The 15,540-nt window shown below is 66.5% G+C and carries 15 protein-coding genes; 3 read left to right on the forward strand and 12 right to left on the reverse strand.

The genetic code is table 11. The features are described from left to right. Positions 1–17: 17 nt before the first annotated feature. The 9 genes from QFZ30_RS14835 to QFZ30_RS14875 all read right to left on the reverse strand — a co-directional run bounded on the left by QFZ30_RS14835 (position 18) and on the right by QFZ30_RS14875 (position 9,105). Positions 18–698 (reverse strand): SDR family NAD(P)-dependent oxidoreductase, encoded by a 681-nt coding sequence (locus QFZ30_RS14835; RefSeq protein WP_307077462.1) that lies wholly within the window; start codon positions 696–698, stop codon positions 18–20. After that, entirely contained in the window at positions 688–1,956 is a 1,269-nt protein-coding gene (locus QFZ30_RS14840) for a sialidase family protein (protein ID WP_307077464.1), read from the reverse strand. Before QFZ30_RS14840 ends, QFZ30_RS14835 begins: the two co-directional genes overlap by 11 nt. Before the next feature lie 7 nt (positions 1,957–1,963). Beyond that, positions 1,964–2,740 carry an HpcH/HpaI aldolase family protein gene (locus QFZ30_RS14845; RefSeq protein ID WP_307077466.1) on the reverse strand — a complete coding sequence of 259 codons (777 nt, stop codon included), beginning with the start codon at positions 2,738–2,740 and terminating at the stop codon, positions 1,964–1,966. A gap of 78 nt (positions 2,741–2,818) precedes the next feature. Further along, positions 2,819–3,808, reverse strand: a complete 990-nt coding sequence (locus QFZ30_RS14850) for an aldo/keto reductase (protein WP_307077467.1) — start codon at positions 3,806–3,808, stop codon at positions 2,819–2,821. Between the two features lie 55 nt (positions 3,809–3,863). Further along, positions 3,864–4,697, reverse strand: a complete 834-nt coding sequence (locus QFZ30_RS14855) for an ATP-binding cassette domain-containing protein (protein ID WP_307077469.1) — start codon at positions 4,695–4,697, stop codon at positions 3,864–3,866. After that, on the reverse strand, positions 4,690–5,637 hold the full coding sequence (locus QFZ30_RS14860; RefSeq protein ID WP_307077471.1) for an ABC transporter ATP-binding protein: 948 nt from the start codon (positions 5,635–5,637) through the stop codon (positions 4,690–4,692). Before QFZ30_RS14860 ends, QFZ30_RS14855 begins: the two co-directional genes overlap by 8 nt. A 1-nt stretch (position 5,638) precedes the next feature. Further along, on the reverse strand, positions 5,639–6,595 hold the full coding sequence (locus tag QFZ30_RS14865) for an ABC transporter permease (protein ID WP_307077473.1): 957 nt from the start codon (positions 6,593–6,595) through the stop codon (positions 5,639–5,641). Next, complete coding sequence (locus tag QFZ30_RS14870) at positions 6,592–7,527, reverse strand: ABC transporter permease (protein ID WP_307077475.1); 936 nt, start codon at positions 7,525–7,527, stop codon at positions 6,592–6,594. The genes QFZ30_RS14865 and QFZ30_RS14870 overlap by 4 nt, the downstream gene beginning before the upstream one ends. Before the next feature lie 3 nt (positions 7,528–7,530). Next, complete coding sequence (locus QFZ30_RS14875) at positions 7,531–9,105, reverse strand: ABC transporter substrate-binding protein (RefSeq protein WP_307077477.1); 1,575 nt, start codon at positions 9,103–9,105, stop codon at positions 7,531–7,533. 187 nt (positions 9,106–9,292) lie between these two features. Here QFZ30_RS14875 and pdxA point away from each other — a divergent pair, with 187 nt between their 5' ends. Together pdxA and QFZ30_RS14885 are read left to right on the forward strand one after the other, a co-directional pair. Then, positions 9,293–11,659, forward strand: a complete 2,367-nt coding sequence (pdxA, locus tag QFZ30_RS14880) for a 4-hydroxythreonine-4-phosphate dehydrogenase PdxA (RefSeq protein ID WP_307077479.1) — start codon at positions 9,293–9,295, stop codon at positions 11,657–11,659. Between the two features lie 79 nt (positions 11,660–11,738). Further along, positions 11,739–12,515, forward strand: a complete 777-nt coding sequence (locus QFZ30_RS14885; RefSeq protein ID WP_307077481.1) for a DeoR/GlpR family DNA-binding transcription regulator — start codon at positions 11,739–11,741, stop codon at positions 12,513–12,515. Here the strand turns inward: QFZ30_RS14885 and QFZ30_RS14890 are convergent. Together QFZ30_RS14890 and QFZ30_RS14895 are read right to left on the reverse strand one after the other, a co-directional pair. After that, positions 12,512–13,267, reverse strand: coding sequence for a DinB family protein (locus tag QFZ30_RS14890; protein ID WP_307077482.1), 756 nt, complete (start codon positions 13,265–13,267; stop codon positions 12,512–12,514). The genes QFZ30_RS14885 and QFZ30_RS14890 overlap by 4 nt on opposite strands. Before the next feature lie 101 nt (positions 13,268–13,368). Further along, positions 13,369–13,893, reverse strand: a complete 525-nt coding sequence (locus QFZ30_RS14895) for a DUF2087 domain-containing protein (RefSeq protein ID WP_307077483.1) — start codon at positions 13,891–13,893, stop codon at positions 13,369–13,371. A 190-nt stretch (positions 13,894–14,083) separates the two neighbouring features. On the opposite strand from QFZ30_RS14895, the gene QFZ30_RS14900 reads away from it, so the two are divergent. Next, a complete protein-coding gene (locus QFZ30_RS14900) occupies positions 14,084–14,869 on the forward strand; it encodes an alpha/beta fold hydrolase (protein WP_307077486.1) in 786 nt (261 codons plus the stop codon). A gap of 35 nt (positions 14,870–14,904) precedes the next feature. Here the strand turns inward: QFZ30_RS14900 and QFZ30_RS14905 are convergent, their stop codons facing one another. Further along, the gene (locus QFZ30_RS14905) at positions 14,905–15,516 is read right to left on the reverse strand and encodes a TetR/AcrR family transcriptional regulator (RefSeq protein ID WP_307077488.1); all 612 of its coding nucleotides are present in this window, start codon (positions 15,514–15,516) and stop codon (positions 14,905–14,907) included. Positions 15,517–15,540: the final 24 nt, after the last annotated feature.

Here is a 15,540-nt window from a genome sequence, read left to right on the forward strand (position 1 = left end):
CAACGGCGGAGCACACTTCACAGTGACGCGCCTCCGCAGATGACGTAGTTCTGGCCGGTGATGGACTTCCCGTGCGGCCCCAGCAGGAAGGCGGTCAGCGCGGCCACATCATCCGGGTCCACGAGGTTGCCCAGGGCCGGCATCCGCACCGGAGTGGCTGCCCGTCCCGGATCGTTGAGCATGGGTGTGTCCGTCGGGCCGGGTGAAACCACGTTGACAGTGATCCCCCGCGGCGCCAGTTCCTGGGCCCACGTCCGTCCCAGTCCAAGCAGCGCGGCTTTGGTCGCGGCGTAGTGGCTTTTCCCCGGCGAGCCCGTGGACGTCCTGCTGCCCAAAAGAACCACCCTGCCGCCGTCGGGCATGGCAGGGACCAGGGCGTTGGCCAGAACACTGGCAGCCGCCACATGGACGGTAAACATTCCGGCAAGTGCCGCCGGATCGAGATCGCCGAGTGCCGCTGTCCGCTGGAAGCCGGCAGCGTGCACCAGGGCGTTGGCCGGGCGCAGGCCCGCTACCGAATCCTGCAGGGACTCCGCGTCGGCAAGGTCGGCATGCTTCCACTCAAAGCCTGGGCCGAGGGATGTTTCGCTTCTGCTGAGCCCGGTAACGGACCATCCGTCGGCCAACAGCTTGAGGGCGATCGCCTTGCCGATGCCCGAGCTGCAGCCGGTCACTACGGCATGTTGTTCATCCGGCATTGGCCCGGATTCCTTCGGTGTCTCCGGGAGTTCCAGTACCTTCATAGGCCCACTGCGGACCAACCCGGACGAATTTGATGGCCTGCCGAAAGTACGTGTAGGCGATGTTCAAGGCGCCGTCCGGTCCCTGGTGGATGGACGGGTAGGAGTATTCGCGGTTGAGTCCGTCGCGGGAGTTGTTGGACAGGCAGTAGCCATCCCCCACATCGAGGTTCCGGCGGATCGGCCAGGAACGTCCGGAGTCCTCGGAGATAGCCAGGGTCATCGGAGACCGCGGAGTGCCCCAGAAGGCGCGGCGGGTGTCGCCGTCGGCAGCCGCAGCAGCGCCGGGAGCGGGTTCCGCGAGCTGGCCCTGCTCCTCGGCCAGGCCGTCGTCGTCAATCTCGTCGTAGAGGGAGAGCCGCCGCTCCGTTGATTCCTCTGCCCGGCTGTGGTTGTAGACCAGGGCCAGCCGGCCGTCGGCGAGGGCAGTGAACTGGATCGAGGAATTGTTGTTGGGCAGTTCCGTGGGGACCGGTTCCGTCCAGGTGGTGCCCCCGTCGGTGGACCGGGATTCGTAGATTGAGTCCGCCCAGCGGCTGCGGAACAGGGCCAACAGGGAGCCGTCGGCCACGGGCTGGATGTTCATGTGGACGCAGCCCAGGCTGCCGGGCAGCACGTGCTCGGTCCATGTTGCGCCGGCGTCGTCGGAGATCATCACGGCGCTGTCGTCACTGTTGCCCACCCACTTCTCCCCCGCCGTGGTGATGCAGCGGAAGATCGGGATGATGAGGCGGCCGGACGGCAGGACCACGGGCTGCTGGCGGACGAACACACCGCCCGTTTCATTTGCCGGGAACAGGGTCTCCACCTCGCCCCAGGTGCGGCCGCTGTCGGTGGAAATCCGACGGCGGACCTCGGCGGTGTCCTGGTTGCCCGCCTTTTGCGCGGTGTAGAGCAGCCAGAGCGCCTTGTCCGGGGCCGTGAAGAGGATGGGGTTCTGCTCGGAGCGGGCAGGGTCGTCCGAAAGCTGCTGGGGTGCTGACCACTGGCTGCTGCCGGCGTCAAGGGTGGAGAACCAGATGGAGATGTCCGGCACGCCTTCCTGGGTGCCGCCGAACCAGACGCAGCCAAGGCGTCCGTCAGGCAGGGTCAGCAGGTTGGCCGCGTGGCTCTGCACTGTGGGCGCGGGAAGGTAGGCGAAGTCCGCACCGTCCGCTCGCTTGAGGGTCCCGTCCGGGGTGATGGTGCTGTAGGCATTGCTGAGGGTGTTCTGCATCGGGGATTCAGTCCTTGGTGGTGGCGGCGTCGAGGTGGGACTTGGCGATCTGTTCGAGGTGCGTGAGGTCGGAGGCTACGGTGGCGAAGGTGTAGCCCTGGCGCAGCCGGAGTGCAGCCACCTCACCGGCGGGCGTATGAATGCCCGCTGCCACGCCTGCGGAGGCGGCGGCCTCGGCGATGGTTTCCAGTGCAGCGTTGAATTCCGCTTCGATGGCGGGATCCCCGGGGAATGCCCCGCCCACGGCGATGGCCAGGTCTGACGGGCCCACGTAGATGCCGTCCAAGCCCGGTGTGGCGCAGATTTCCTTGACGTTGGCCAGGCCGTCCGGCGTCTCGATCATGGCGAACACCAGGGTGGCGGCGTTGGCCTCGGCGGGGACAGGGCCGACCCGCAGCGCTGATCGCATGGGCCCATAGGAGCGGCCTCCCATGGGCGGGTACTTGGCGGCGGCCACGGCTGCCGCGGCGTCCGCTGCCGTGTTGACCAGCGGGACGATGACTCCGACGGCGCCTGCGTCGAGCGCTTTGCCGATGGCGGTCAGGTTGTTGTCCTCCACCCGGACCATTCCGACGGCGGTGTTCCCGGCGTCGATGGCCATCAGACCGTTGAGCACGCCCGAGTAGCCGAGCAGCCCGTGCTGTGCATCGAGGGCCACGTAGTCGTAGCCGAGCCGGGCGATCCGTTCCGTGGCCACGGGCGCGTCCAATACTGCCCAGTAGCCGACGGCGTGTTCGCGGGCCCGGATCTTGCGGGCGAATTCGAGGGCCAGTTCCGTTGTCATGTGTATCTGTCTACCTTCAGTCAGAGGGTGTGGGCTTGGCGTGTTGCCGTGTCCAGACGGGGTAAGCGGTTGGAGGCGTCAGCGGTTGTAGGCGGGCATCGGGCCGCGGAGCCCGGCACCCACGGCGTCGCAGGCATCGACGACGTCGGCCGGCAGCGGCCCGTTGGCCACGGCGGCGATGTTGGCGCGGAGCTGTTCCACTTTGGATCCGCCCAGCAGCATGGAGCCCACGCCGTTCCGGTAGGCCAGCCAGCGCAGGGACAGCTCGGCCAGTGTGATGCCAAGTTCCTGGGCAATGAGGGAGAGTTCATTTATGGCGTCGAACAGCTGCCGGTCCCAGTAGCGCTGGGTGTACATGGCCGCCAGCTTGGAGTCGCCGAAGCGGCCCTCGGACGGCTTGGACTCGAAGCTGTGCTTGCCGGTGAGCAGCCCGCCGCCCAGCGGGTTGTAGACCATTGTGTGGACGTTGTGCGCGGAGGCGAATTCGAGGTATTCCTCCTCCACCCGGCGGGCCACGAGGTTATAGAGCTGCTGCGCCACTACAGGCCGGGGTGCGCCAACTTCGCGGGCTACGTGGATGACGTCCGCGATCTGCCAGGCAGCGAAGTTGGAGACGCCCAGGGCCAGGATCTTGCCTTCGGCGGCGAGTTCGGCCACGGTGCCCAGGGTCTCCTGCAATGTTGCGGTGCGGTCCGGCTGGTGCAGGTAGAACAGGTCGATGCTGTCCACGCCCAGCCGGCGGAGGCTACCCTCCACGCTGTTCCGCAGTCCCGCGGCGGACAGCGGCGAGTGCTGGCCGTGGTCCGGGTGCGGCATGCCTGCCTTGGAGGCGAGGATGACGTCGTCGCGCCGCCCTTTCAGGAGGCGGGAGAGCATGTCTTCTGTGGCTCCCCCGACGTAAGCGTTGGCAGTGTCGATGGTGGTGATGCCGGCGTCGAGCGCCTCGTCCACCATCCGCCCCGCGGTGGATTCGTCAGCGGTGTCGCCGAACGTCATGGTGCCCAGGACCAGCCGGGAGACGGGTAGTTTCAGGCCGTCCACCTGGGTGCCTTCTGGCTGATTGCTCATGTCTGGATTCCTCGTGGTTGCAGTGGAAGTCGGGTGTATTTGGGGGCCGCTGCTGTCAGCGCGACTGGCCGGACAGCGCCAGGGAGCGGACCAGGTGCCGTGGCTTGACGCCGCGCATCGTGGAAGGGTCCAGCGCAGCGCGGCGGAGTTTCCGGGTGTAGTCCTCCTTGGGGGCGGTCAGGACGGACGCGGTGGTGCCGGATTCGACCAGCTTGCCGCGCTGCATCACCATGACGCTATCGCTGATTTCCTGCACCACGCCCAGGTTGTGGGAGATGAAAACGTAGGTGATGCCGGTTTCCTCCTGGATGGACTTCAGCAGCCGCAGCACCTGGGCCTGGACGGAAACGTCCAGCGCGCTGGTGGCCTCATCGCAGACGAGCAGTTCCGGCTTGGAGGCGAGGGCCCGGGCAATGCCGATCCGCTGCCTCTGCCCGCCGGAGAATTCCGCGGGGTGCTTGTCCAGGGAGTTGGCCGGGAGGCCCACCTGGTCGATCAGCTTCGCGGCGGCCTTGTTCCGCTCCGCCCGTGACCTGACACCCTGCAGCTTCAGCGGCTCGGCAACGATGTCCTGCGCGGTCAGGTGCGGGTCCAGCGATCCGTACGGGTCCTGGAACACCATCTGGAACTTGGAGCGCAGCGGCCGGAGCTTCGCTTCACTCAGCGACGCCAGGTCCGTGCCGTCCAGTTCGATCCTGCCGCTGGCCGGGGTGATCAGCCGCATGAGCGCCTTGGCGATGGTGGATTTGCCGCAGCCGGATTCACCCACGACGGCGATCGTCTTGCCTTTGTCCACCGTGAAGGAGACGTCGTCCACGGCACGGAAAGTGCCTCCCGGGACGTGGTAGTCCACCACCAGGTTTTCGACGGAGAGGAAGGGTTTACTCATGGCGGGCTCCGGTCTGGGTCAGGGCGGTCTGGGGGTCGACGGCGGGAGGTCCGGCTTTCGCAGAAGCGTCGCCGGCGTCGGGGGTTTCATCCCACGGCCCCAGGACGGGCACGGCGGCCAGCAGCGTGCGGGTGTACTCGGTGGCGGGGTGCTCCACGATCTGCTGGACGTCGCCGGACTCCACAAATGAGCCGTCCTTCATCACGTGGATGCGGTCTGAAATCAGCCGGGCAACGCCCAGGTCGTGCGTGATCATCAGGATGCCGATCCCCCGCTGTTCCTGGAGTTCCAGGAGCAGGTCAAGGATCCCGCCCTGCACCGTGACGTCCAGGGCGGACGTGGGTTCATCGGCCACCAGGAGCTGTGGCTCGCTGGCCAGCGCGATGGCGATCAGCACACGCTGCAGCATGCCGCCGGAAAGCTGGTGCGGATACTTCTTCAGCTGCTTGTCCGGGGTGGGAATGTGTACCTGTTCCAGCAGGCGGACGGCGCGGGCACGGACGGCGTCCTTGTCCTTGGACGATGCTGCCCCGGCGATCCGGATGGCCTCGAACAGCTGGCTCCCGATCGAATGGACCGGGCTCAGTGCCGTCATGGGATCCTGCGGGATCAGGGCCAGGGTCTTGCCGCGGACCTGGCCCATCGCCTTGGGGTCTGCCGTGACATCCACGCCGTCGATCAGCACGGTTCCGGAGAGCACGGCCAGGTCCTCAGGCAGGAGCCCCAGGATGCCCATCGCCGTCGTCGATTTGCCGGAACCGGACTCACCGATGATGGTGACGGTCTCGCCCCGGTGAATGCTGAAGCTGACGGAGTCCACTGCGCGGATGATGCCGGCGTCGGTGATCAGCTCAACCTGGAAGTCCCGGACGTCCAGGAGCGCCTGCTCCGTATGGCTGGTGGCGTTGGATTGGCTGCTGGTGTTTGATTGTGCGTTCATGTCAGGCACCCTTCTTCTTGCGGCGGGGACGGTCGCGGAGGCCGTCGCCCAGCAGGTTGACGCCCACCACCATGAGCACAATGACCAGGCCGGGCAGGGTGACCATCCACCAGGAGGTGGTGATGTAGTCCTGGCCGTCGGAGATGATGCGGCCCCAGGTGGCGAAGGGTCGCTGCGGGCCGGCTCCGAGGAAGCTGAGCGCGCTTTCCAGGAGCACGGCCTGGGCCAGCAGGAGCAGGACCACCAGGGTGGCCTGCTTGATGACGTTGGGGATGATGTGCTGGATGAGGATCTGGATCCGGTGCAGGCCCAGGATCCTGGCCGCGGAAACGTAGGGCTTTTCGCGTTCCACCAGCACCATCGACCGGGTGAGTCGGGCAACTTCGGGCCATTGGGCGATCGCGATCACGAAGGTGATCACCGGTATGGATGGCCCGAACAGGGCCACCACCAGCAGGAGCATCATGAGCAGCGGCAGGGACATCTGCGCTTCCAGGACGCGGGAAACGATGGTGTCCACCCAGCCGCCGAAGTAGCCGGCCGCAGCGCCAAGGATGATGCCGATGGCGCCGGAGACCAACACCGCCAGCAGGCCGATGGTCAGCGAGACCTGGCCGCCGTGCAGCACGCGGGAAAGAAGGTCGCGGCCCAGCTGGTCGGTGCCGAACAAGTGGCCGTCGGTGAGCGGCGGCAGGCGCCGGGCCCCGAGATCCTGGAAGTTGGCGTCCGGCAGGGGGAGCACCTGGGCCAGGATGATGGGGATGATCACCAGCAGGGTGCAGACGGTGCCCACAATGAGCTTCCACTTGGCGGCATTACGACGGCGGGTGGCGCCTGCCTTGGCGATGTCCGCCTTGGTGACGGCGCTGGGGCTCGGCTGCCGGGCGGGCTGCCCTGCGGCGGTGCCGGATGAACCGGGGCCGCCGGCAGTAGGCGTTGCTGTGTCGCTGAGGCTCATGCTGTTGCCGCCTTTCCAAGACGAACGCGGGGATCAAGTAGCGGGTAGGCGAGGTCGATGAGCAGCTGGACAGCCACCGCCAGCAGTGCGGTGAGGAGGACCGTGGCCTGGATGAGGGGGTAGTCGCGGGTTTCGAGGGCCCGCACGATCAGGGAGCCGACGCCGGGCCAGGCGAACACCACTTCCACGACGACCACACCGTTTAGCATGGCGGCGAACCGGGTGCCCAGGGCCGTGAACACGGGGATGGCAGAGTTGCCCATGGCGTAGCGCCAGGTGAGCACCGAGTTCCGGACGCCGCGGGAGCGGGCCACCGTAAGGTACGGGGCGGCGAAGTTGGCGGTCATTTCCCGCCGGACCATCCGGGAGATCAGGGCGATCTGCAGGATGGCGATGGTGATGGTTGGGAGAACCAGCCCACCCCAGGTGGCGAACCCGGAAGCCGGGAAGAGCGGTATGAGGACGGCGAAACCGGTGAGGAGCATGATGCCGGTCCAGAAGTCGGGCATGGACTGCCCGGCGATGGTCAGCACGTTGACTCCGAGTTCCTTGCCGGTGTCCGGGCGGCGGGACATCCAGACGCCCAGCGGGATGGCAACCACCGCCGCGAGCAGGATCGACGCCGTTGCCAGCGTCAGCGTGTAGGGCATCCGCTCGGCCACCACCTGCATGGCCGGCGCCTGGAAGGAGTAGGAGGTGCCCAGGTTGCCGGTGAACAGCTGCTGCAGGAAAATCCAATACTGCTCCAGTACCGGCCGGTCCAGGCCGAACTGTTCCCGGACCGCAGCGAGCTGTTCGGAGGTGGCCAGCGGACCCGCGTAGGACACGGCGGGATCACCGGGGGCCATGCGGATGAGGATGAACACGGTGGACACCGTGAGGAACACGGTCAGCAGGCCCTGTCCCAGGCGCTTCAGGATGTAGTTCGTCATGGCTTAGGCCTCCAGCCGGACATCAACGAGCGGGTAGGAGTTGGTGGGAGCCAGATTAACGTTGGACACCCGTTCCCGGTGGGCGAGGACGGACTTGGGCACAAATGCCCAGGCGCAGGGCCAGGTGTCCCAGACAGCCTGCTGCGCATCCTCCAGCAGGACCTGCCGGCGGGCTGGATCAGCTTCGGCGGACGCGGCCTGGATTTTGGCGGTGACCTCGGGGACCACGTAGCCCTGGTAGGTGTCGCGGGTTGCTTCCTTCTCCGGGGTGCCGGAGTACATGCCCTGCAGCATGGTGATGGCCAGGCCGGTGGGGCTGGGATAGCCGTTGCCCAGCAAGTCCCAGTCCCCCTGCTTGCCCTGGCGCCAGGCCAGGATGTTGCCGCCGGGTTCGAACTGCTGCAGCTCGGCCTTCACGCCGATGGCGCCGAACATTTCCACCAGGGCCTCCATCACGGACGTGTCGGAGGCGAACTCGCCGGTTTCCCAGATGATCTTGAGGCTGAGGTCCTTGACGCCCAGCTCCTCGAGGGTGGCCTTGGCCTTCTCCGGATCGTAGGTGTAGGTGCCGGTCTTGTGGTAGCCGGTGAGGCTGGACGGCGTGACGCCCTCAGCCGGGGTCACGGAGTCCACCAGTACGTCGCGCACCAGCGACTCGCCGTCGATCGCCATGCTAAGTGCCTCGCGCACCCGGGGATCCGCCAGCGGGTGGCCGGCGGGCTTGCGGAAGTTGAAGAAGATCTGGTTCAGGCGGAGGCTGGACGCCTCCTGGAGTTCGACGCCGGGGAGTCCGGCGAGCTGTTCGCGGGAGTCGGGCGTGATGGAGTCGATGACGTCCACCTCGCCGCTGCGCAGTGCGATGACGCGGCTGGATTCCTCAGGGAGGAACCGGACCTCCACGTTGTCCACCTCGGGGGCCGGGCCCCAGTAGTTCTTGTTTCGTTCCAGGCTGTAAGTACCGGCGCCGCGGTTGAACTTGGTAACAACGTACGGGCCGGTGCCAACGCCTTCCTGCAGTTCCTCCGGCTTATTCTGCGCGGCGGGGGTTATCAGGATCATGCTCATGAGCGAGTCCAGGATGGGGATGGGCTTGGTGGAGACCATCTTGAACGTGCGGTCATCCACGGGAACAACCTCGGGGAATTCGGGGAAGAATCCGGCCACGAAGGACCCCTGCACCTGCTGGTACATCTTCAGCGCCGTGGCGATGTCCGCCACCTGCACCGGGCTGTTGTCCGAATAGCGGATGCCTTCGCGGAGCGTGACGGTCCACTCCGTGGGGCCGGTCATCTCGAAACGTTCGGCGAGGACCAGCACGGGCTTGGTTTCGGGGCCGATGGCCGTGAGGCCCTGGCGGACCGCCCGCTGGACAGTTACAGCGGCGTCGAACTGGTTGAGCTTGTTGTCCAGGCTGACCAGGGACCGGTTCAGCGCCAGGGTCAGGGTGCTGGGCCCCGGCAGGCCGGTAGGGCCGGCGCAGCCGGCGAGGCTGCCTGTGCCCAGCAGAAAACCGGCCGCGGCGCCAAACTGCAGCAGGCGGCGGCGGGAAATCTCACTTCCTTGAGGAAGAACGGTCATCGTTGACCTCTCGGTTGAACGGGGACGGCCCGCCGGTTTGGCTGTGCCGAATGTTGTGTCCATCACTTTGCCACTTCTGCGTGAATTGCGCAAGCCTCCTAGCGTGATTCGCGCAATCGTGTCATGATATTGGAAAGCATCCCGCACTTCGCGGGGTCCAGCCGACTAGGACGTGGAGAGGAGCACCGTGGCTTCCGTTTTTGTGCAGGCCGACGATTTCTCCGGTGCCGCAGAGGTTGGCTACTGCTTTGTGCAGCATGGCCTGTCCGCGCAGGTGTTGCTGGGAACGGACGACGGCGGCGCGGCCTTGCCAAGGTTTGTCACCGACGTTGTGGTCATCGATACTCATTCGCGCGGGCTTTCTGAAGCCGCCGCGGAGGCGCTCGTGGCTGAAGCTTTCTCCAGCCCCCCAGCTTCGGCTGCGCAGGTTGCTTTTAAGAAGATCGACTCCCTGTGGCGCGGGAATGTCCGCGCAGAGGTCGCCGCGCTGACAGGCCTCGGCTTTCACACCGTGGTTGCAGGCGCACTCCCCCAGCTGCGGCGGTCGGTCCGGGACGGCCAGCCGTTTGTTGCCGGTACTCCCCTGGCTCAGACGGACCTGTGGCAGGCCGAGCTGACCGCTCCGCCCGCTGACATCCCGTCCCTCCTCCGCTCGGAGGAACCGGCCTCGGTGCAGACTCTGGGCCTGACTGAGGTACGGTCCGGCTCGTTCCCCCAGAAGCTGGGCGGAGTGCTGGAAAGCGACCGGCCAACAGTGGTGGTGGCTGACGGCGAGACCGTCCAGGACCTGGAAGACATAGTGGATGCCCTGCGGGAGCTTGGCTTCACGGCCGGCGGCCGCCGCATCGTGCTCGTTGGTACCGGTGGAACCGCGGACGTCCTCGCGCAACGGCTCGCTTCAGAACCTGCGCGAAATGCGCAACGTGGGGCACGAACTCAAGCAGCCAGCGCGGAACCGCAGTGGGCTGCCAGACCGGTGCTCGCCGTCGTCGGCTCTGCGTCCGGAACTGCGCAGGCCCAGCTGGCCCAGCTGGCAGCGCGCGGCTTCACGTTGGTACGGCTGCATCCGCACTACACCGGTGCCATCGGCGCCTATGAACCGCAGCTCGCCGGAGCGCGGCAGGCCTTGGCAAAAGGCACCAACGTGGCCGTCACCTTGGCCGCAGGCAAAGTGGACCCGGCCAGAGCAGCCAGCATCATCCGGGCATTGTCGCAATTCGCTGCCGAGGCGGCAAAGGGAGCAGACGCGGACCTGATCCTCACCGGCGGCGAGACGGCCCGGGAAGTCCTGGACGCCGTCGGCCTCCAACGCCTGGTGCCGCTCGCTGCCGTGCAGCACGGGGCGGTGCTCAGCCGCGCCGATGACGGAACGCTGGTGGGCACCAAGCCCGGCAGCTTCGGTGACGGTCTGGCCCTCCTACAGCTTTACGACGAGATCCGGGAGCAACGCGGCCGGTCCGCGCAGGCTCCCGCCAACACCCTTCCCAGCAAGCCTTCCGAACGATCTGGAGCAGAAATGACAACCGTCGCAACGAGCAAGACCGAGCAGAATGCCCTCCCCTACGTGGCCGTCACCATGGGCGACGGCGCCGGAGTGGGGCCGGAGGTGGTGGTTGCCGCCGTCCTGGATCCCAAGATCAACGCCGAGTGCCGGCCCGTGGTGGTCGGGGACGCCCTGCGGCTCCGGCAGGCCGCGGACATCCTGGGCATCCATGCGGAAATCCAGCCGGTGGCCACCGTGCAGGACGCGGTTTTCACGCCGGGACGGGTGAATGTGATCGACCTGGCGCTGCTGCCGGAGGACCTGGCGTGGGGCGAGCTCTCCCCCGTGGCTGGCCATGCCGCGTATGAGTACATCCGGGTGGCCAGCGAGCTGGCCATGGCCGGAACGGTGCAGGCCATTTGCACCGCGCCGCTGAACAAGGAGGCACTGCACGCTGCCGGGCACATCTTCCCCGGACACACCGAGCTGCTGGCGCAGCTGACCGGGACCGAGGAAGTGTCCATGATGCTCTCCACGCCCAAGATCAAGGTCATCCACGTGACCACGCACATCGGGCTGATGGACGCCATCCGGAAGATCAACCCGGACCTGGTGGAACGCACCATCCGCCGCGGCCACGAGGCCCTGATAAGGGCGGGCATCCCGCAGCCGAAGATCGGCGTGTGCGCCATCAACCCGCACGCAGGCGAAAACGGGCTGTTCGGGCAGGGCGAGGAAGCGGAGAAAATCGCACCCGGTGTGAAAGCGGCCCAGGCCGAGGGCATCGACGTCACGGGCCCGCTGCCGGCGGACACCCTGTTCTTCCTGGCCGGCCGCGGCGACTACGACCTGGTGGTGGCCATGTACCACGACCAGGGGCACGGCCCCGTGAAGGTGCTGGGCATCGAGGCCGGCGTGAACATCACTGTGGGCCTGCCGGTCATCAGGACTTCCGTGGACCACGGGACTGCCTTTGACATCGCGGGCAAGGCGATCGCCGATTCGCGCAGCATGGTGGAGGCCCTCCACCAGGCGGCCGAGATGGCCACCCGGCCCAGCGTGGCCGTGTAGGCGGAGCGGGCGATGCTGCGGGCTGTTTTCCCTGGCCGGAACTAGCATGGTTACCACGCCCACGGGAAGGAAACCGGGAATGCTGCAGGCAAATGCCAGGCGCGAGGAGATCTACCATCTGGCCCTCACCACCGGGCTGGCATCCGTGGAGGAGCTCTCCGCCCGTTTCGAGGTCACCGCATCCACCATTCGCCGCGACCTGGCGCTCCTGAACGGGCAGGGCCGGCTGGCCAGGACCTACGGCGGCGCCATGGCGCTGGGCGCGCACCCTGAGGCGTCACTGCGGCAGCGTACCGGCGAGGCGTTTGAGCAGAAGCATGCCATTGCCCGCTGGGCGGCTTCGGTGATCAGGCCCGGCGAGAACATCCTGCTCGACGCCGGCTCCACGGTGGGTGCGTTGGCCCACGAGCTGCGCTCGTTCGACAAGCTCTCGGTCACCACGCCGGGCATCAACACCATGCAGGAGCTGGCCGATTCGGACGGCATCGAGGTTGACTGCCTGGGCGGCCGGCTGCGGAGCCTGAGCCAAAGCTTTGTGGGCCCGCTGGCCGAGGCAGCCCTGGAGCGGATGAGCTTCGACCGTGTGTTCCTGGGCGCCGACGCAGTGACCGCCGAGGACGGCATCTGCGAGGCGGACCATTCCCAGACCAGGCTCAAGGAGCTCATGGCCCGGCGCGGCAACCATGTATATGTCCTGGCGGACTCGTCCAAGCTGGGCCTGCGGCCGTTCCACGCGTGGGCGCGGCTGGCCCTGCCCTGGACGCTGGTGACTGACGACGGCGCCGACGCCGGGGAGCTGGCGAAGTTCCGTGAGGCGGGGGTTGCGGTTGAGGTGGCGGCGGTTTCGCTGGACTAGTCGAGCTCCGCCTCGATGGCGTCGAGGTCGCGGACGGCGTAGCGGTGGTGCTCCCACTCTTCCTGGAGGATCGTATGGAGGCACGAGAGTGTGGTCTCAGGGTATTCGGGGGCCCAGGGGTTCTTGTGCGTCCCGGTTAGGTCGTCCGCTGTGACGCTGGCGAGGAAGTCGCGCACCATGGCGACGCGGCCTGCCCGGACTTCGAGCACTTCCGCGTAGGACGGTGTGACCGTCGTGAAGATCGACATATCGTGGCCGTCGGTCTCATACTCGACATTTGGTTGACCTATGGCGTGGAATGGCTGTTCGATCTCCAGGATGGCCCGGCCCAGCCACGTGTCCGTGGCCATTATCAGGTGCCGCAGTGTCTGCGCTAAGGACCACTCGCCGTCCACGGAGATGTCCACCGTGCCGGCAGGCATCGCTGCGACGCGCTCCAGGGAGGCCGCCCACGTGCGCTCGAGCATGGCCCAGGCGCTGCGCAGGCCATCAGGATCCTGAGCGCGCCTGGTCTCGCGGCCGGGAAAACGGCGGTTGAGTTCATCCTCGACGAATGGGGTCACGTCCACACCGTTGATCCGCAGGAAGTCCTTTCCTTCGAGGAGCCACGGCGCGTCGATGTCCGCTCCGGCCACGTCGACTCCGCGCATCACAACGCCGGACAGGTCAGTCCGCACGAAGCGAGCTTTTTGCAGGTTCGCGTCGACGAACTCGGCACTCCGCAGGTCGTCGGATCCGGTGAAGGTTGCCATGACGCTTAATCTCTCACACTGGATCTCGGCGCATCAAGGATCTCGGGATGGTCAGCCAAATGGCGGGCAAATAGAACGACCGGCCAAATCGGATCGCTCGCCTATTCTTCTACCGGGCGGGAATAGGAGGATCCCGAGGGGGTCCGTCGCAGCAGGCCGAAGTCGATCAAGTAGCGGCGCAGCATCACTACATCGTCGGTGTAGCTCAGGAGCCGTGCATTGACCTGCTTCTCCGTGAGCTTTTCGCCCGGCCGGATTGCTTCGCTGGCAATCCAGGCCAGGAGCTCCCGCCGTTGCGCCATGTTGGCCGGGTACCTCTCAATCCGGCCCAGGTGCATGAAACGGGCCACCCCGGTCTGCGGCAGACGCCTGGGTTGTTGGGTGAGGAGGTCCCGGAAGATGGTGCCGGAGGCTTCCAGCTCATCGCTCCCAGTCCGTTCCACCAAGCCGGCTTCAAGCAGGAACCCGATGGCACGAGTGCGCCGTTCGCCGTGCATATGGGAAAGCACCTCGGCTGGCTTGGCCCCGAGCACTATCTGTGCGTAGGCCATCCGCGCATCCCGGTTTGCGAGGGCTGCCGCCACCCGGCGCCAGTGCGGTCCGCTGTGACCGGATGCTCCGCTCAATGGCGTTTCACCTCCTACTGCTGCGCCGCGACGAGCCCTGGCTACGTCGCAAAACCGGCAGCCGGAATTCCAGGATCAGCAGCCGATGGGGACAGCATATCGGACGGCCAATGGGCCTGCCCGGGCCTCTCCCGGAAGGACACCGCTGACACCTGTTGGCCGGCCGGGACACCCGGCGTAGGGTTCTCCCATGGAACCGATTCGGGCCATCCTGCTTCCCGGGAGCGTGCTCCCTGCCCAGCTGGCCTATGGCGATTTGATTCAAGCCCTGGCCCCCGGCGTGGAAGCCATCGCCAAGGAGCTGGAACTCTACGAGGGCGACGAGCCCCCGCCCGGCTGGAGCCTGGACACTGAGATCGACGGCGTCCTGCGGGAGGCCGACGCCCTCGGCTGGGAGACGTTCCACCTTGTCGGATACTCCGGCGGCGGCGCAGCGGCCCTGGCCTTCGCCGCCAAACACCCCGAACGCCTGCTGAGCCTTGCGCTGCTCGAGCCCGCCTGGGCCGGAAGCTGGGACTGGAGCCCGGCCCACACGGAACTGTGGAAGAAGTACGAGGAGCTGGAAGGACTCCCTCCGGATGAGTTCATGCTGGAGTTCATGAGGCTGGGGGTGAGGCCCGACGTCGTCCTTCCGCCACCGCCCGAAGGCGCCCCGCCGCCGTGGATGGCGAAGCGGCCAGCCGGCATCAAAGCCTTCCTGCGGACCTTCAAGAGCTATGACCTGGAGAGGGAGCGGCTCGCCAAGTTCAACCGGCCGGTGTTCTTTGCCCTTGGCGGCCTAAGCAATCCGGACGAATACGGCGAGATTGCCAGCCGCCTGTCTCGGGTCTTCTTCCCGGACTTCCACCTGGAAGTGTTCCCCAAGCGCCACCACTTCGACCCGCCACACCGGATCGAGCCCCAGCGGCTGGCGGAGATGCTGCGCAGGCACTGGGCGCGGGCAGAGAGCGGGAGCGAGGCATCCGCTGGCTCCTGACTTTGCAGTCACCAAAGAGCTGAGACGCCAGGAGACTAACTGGTGGCGAGCAGTCGCGCTGCTGCGTTTCGCCCTACCGCGAAGGGCTCCGGGAAGGTACCCATTCCCATTGTCACGAGCCCGCCTTCGTACAGAAGCATCAACGAATCGGCTGTCTGGGCAGGATCAGCAATGGACGCTTGCCTGCACAGTTGCTCGAGCAGGTCCCTCAACCATTTCTTTTGGCGGATCGCTTCCGTCGCGATAGGGCTCTCCGGGTCACCTGTCTCGGCCCGCGCGTTGATCGCGCAACACCCTTTCTCGCTATTGTCGACGGCCCACCGCCCGGAGATGTCAAAAATCGCGAGGATCCGCTCGTTGCCGGTTGCGGGTACCTCCGCGAGTTCATTTTCGAGGTACTCGCGCCACCGGGCGTCCCGCCGTCGGAGGTAAGCCACCGCCAGCGCCTCTTTCGAACCGAACCGGTCGTACAGAGTCTTCTTGGTTACGCCGGCCGCCGCGGCGATCGTATCCACCCCTACCGCGTGGATTCCTTCTCGATAGAACAGCTCGGACGCGGCGCGCAGAACCCGTTCCGCTCCTTTCGTGTACTTGGGCAGCTCATTTGTGTCCCGGGCCAGCTCTTCACGGCGATCTTCTGACATCATGCATCAACTATACCGTTCTGTATA

Source organism: Arthrobacter pascens, assembly GCF_030815585.1.
Lineage (GTDB): Bacteria > Actinomycetota > Actinomycetes > Actinomycetales > Micrococcaceae > Arthrobacter > Arthrobacter pascens_A.

Bases quoted from the DNA above. Each gene is read 5' to 3' on its own strand.
- QFZ30_RS14835 (WP_307077462.1), bottom strand. From the start codon at position 698: ATGCCGGATGAACAACATGCCGTAGTGACCGGCTGCAGCTCGGGCATC.
- QFZ30_RS14840 (WP_307077464.1), bottom strand. From the start codon at position 1,956: ATGCAGAACACCCTCAGCAATGCCTACAGCACCATCACCCCGGACGGG.
- QFZ30_RS14845 (WP_307077466.1), bottom strand. From the start codon at position 2,740: ATGACAACGGAACTGGCCCTCGAATTCGCCCGCAAGATCCGGGCCCGC.
- QFZ30_RS14850 (WP_307077467.1), bottom strand. From the start codon at position 3,808: ATGAGCAATCAGCCAGAAGGCACCCAGGTGGACGGCCTGAAACTACCC.
- QFZ30_RS14855 (WP_307077469.1), bottom strand. From the start codon at position 4,697: ATGAGTAAACCCTTCCTCTCCGTCGAAAACCTGGTGGTGGACTACCAC.
- QFZ30_RS14860 (WP_307077471.1), bottom strand. From the start codon at position 5,637: ATGAACGCACAATCAAACACCAGCAGCCAATCCAACGCCACCAGCCAT.
- QFZ30_RS14865 (WP_307077473.1), bottom strand. From the start codon at position 6,595: ATGAGCCTCAGCGACACAGCAACGCCTACTGCCGGCGGCCCCGGTTCA.
- QFZ30_RS14870 (WP_307077475.1), bottom strand. From the start codon at position 7,527: ATGACGAACTACATCCTGAAGCGCCTGGGACAGGGCCTGCTGACCGTG.
- QFZ30_RS14875 (WP_307077477.1), bottom strand. From the start codon at position 9,105: ATGACCGTTCTTCCTCAAGGAAGTGAGATTTCCCGCCGCCGCCTGCTG.
- QFZ30_RS14885 (WP_307077481.1), top strand. From the start codon at position 11,739: ATGCTGCAGGCAAATGCCAGGCGCGAGGAGATCTACCATCTGGCCCTC.
- QFZ30_RS14890 (WP_307077482.1), bottom strand. From the start codon at position 13,267: ATGGCAACCTTCACCGGATCCGACGACCTGCGGAGTGCCGAGTTCGTC.
- QFZ30_RS14900 (WP_307077486.1), top strand. From the start codon at position 14,084: ATGGAACCGATTCGGGCCATCCTGCTTCCCGGGAGCGTGCTCCCTGCC.
- QFZ30_RS14905 (WP_307077488.1), bottom strand. From the start codon at position 15,516: ATGATGTCAGAAGATCGCCGTGAAGAGCTGGCCCGGGACACAAATGAG.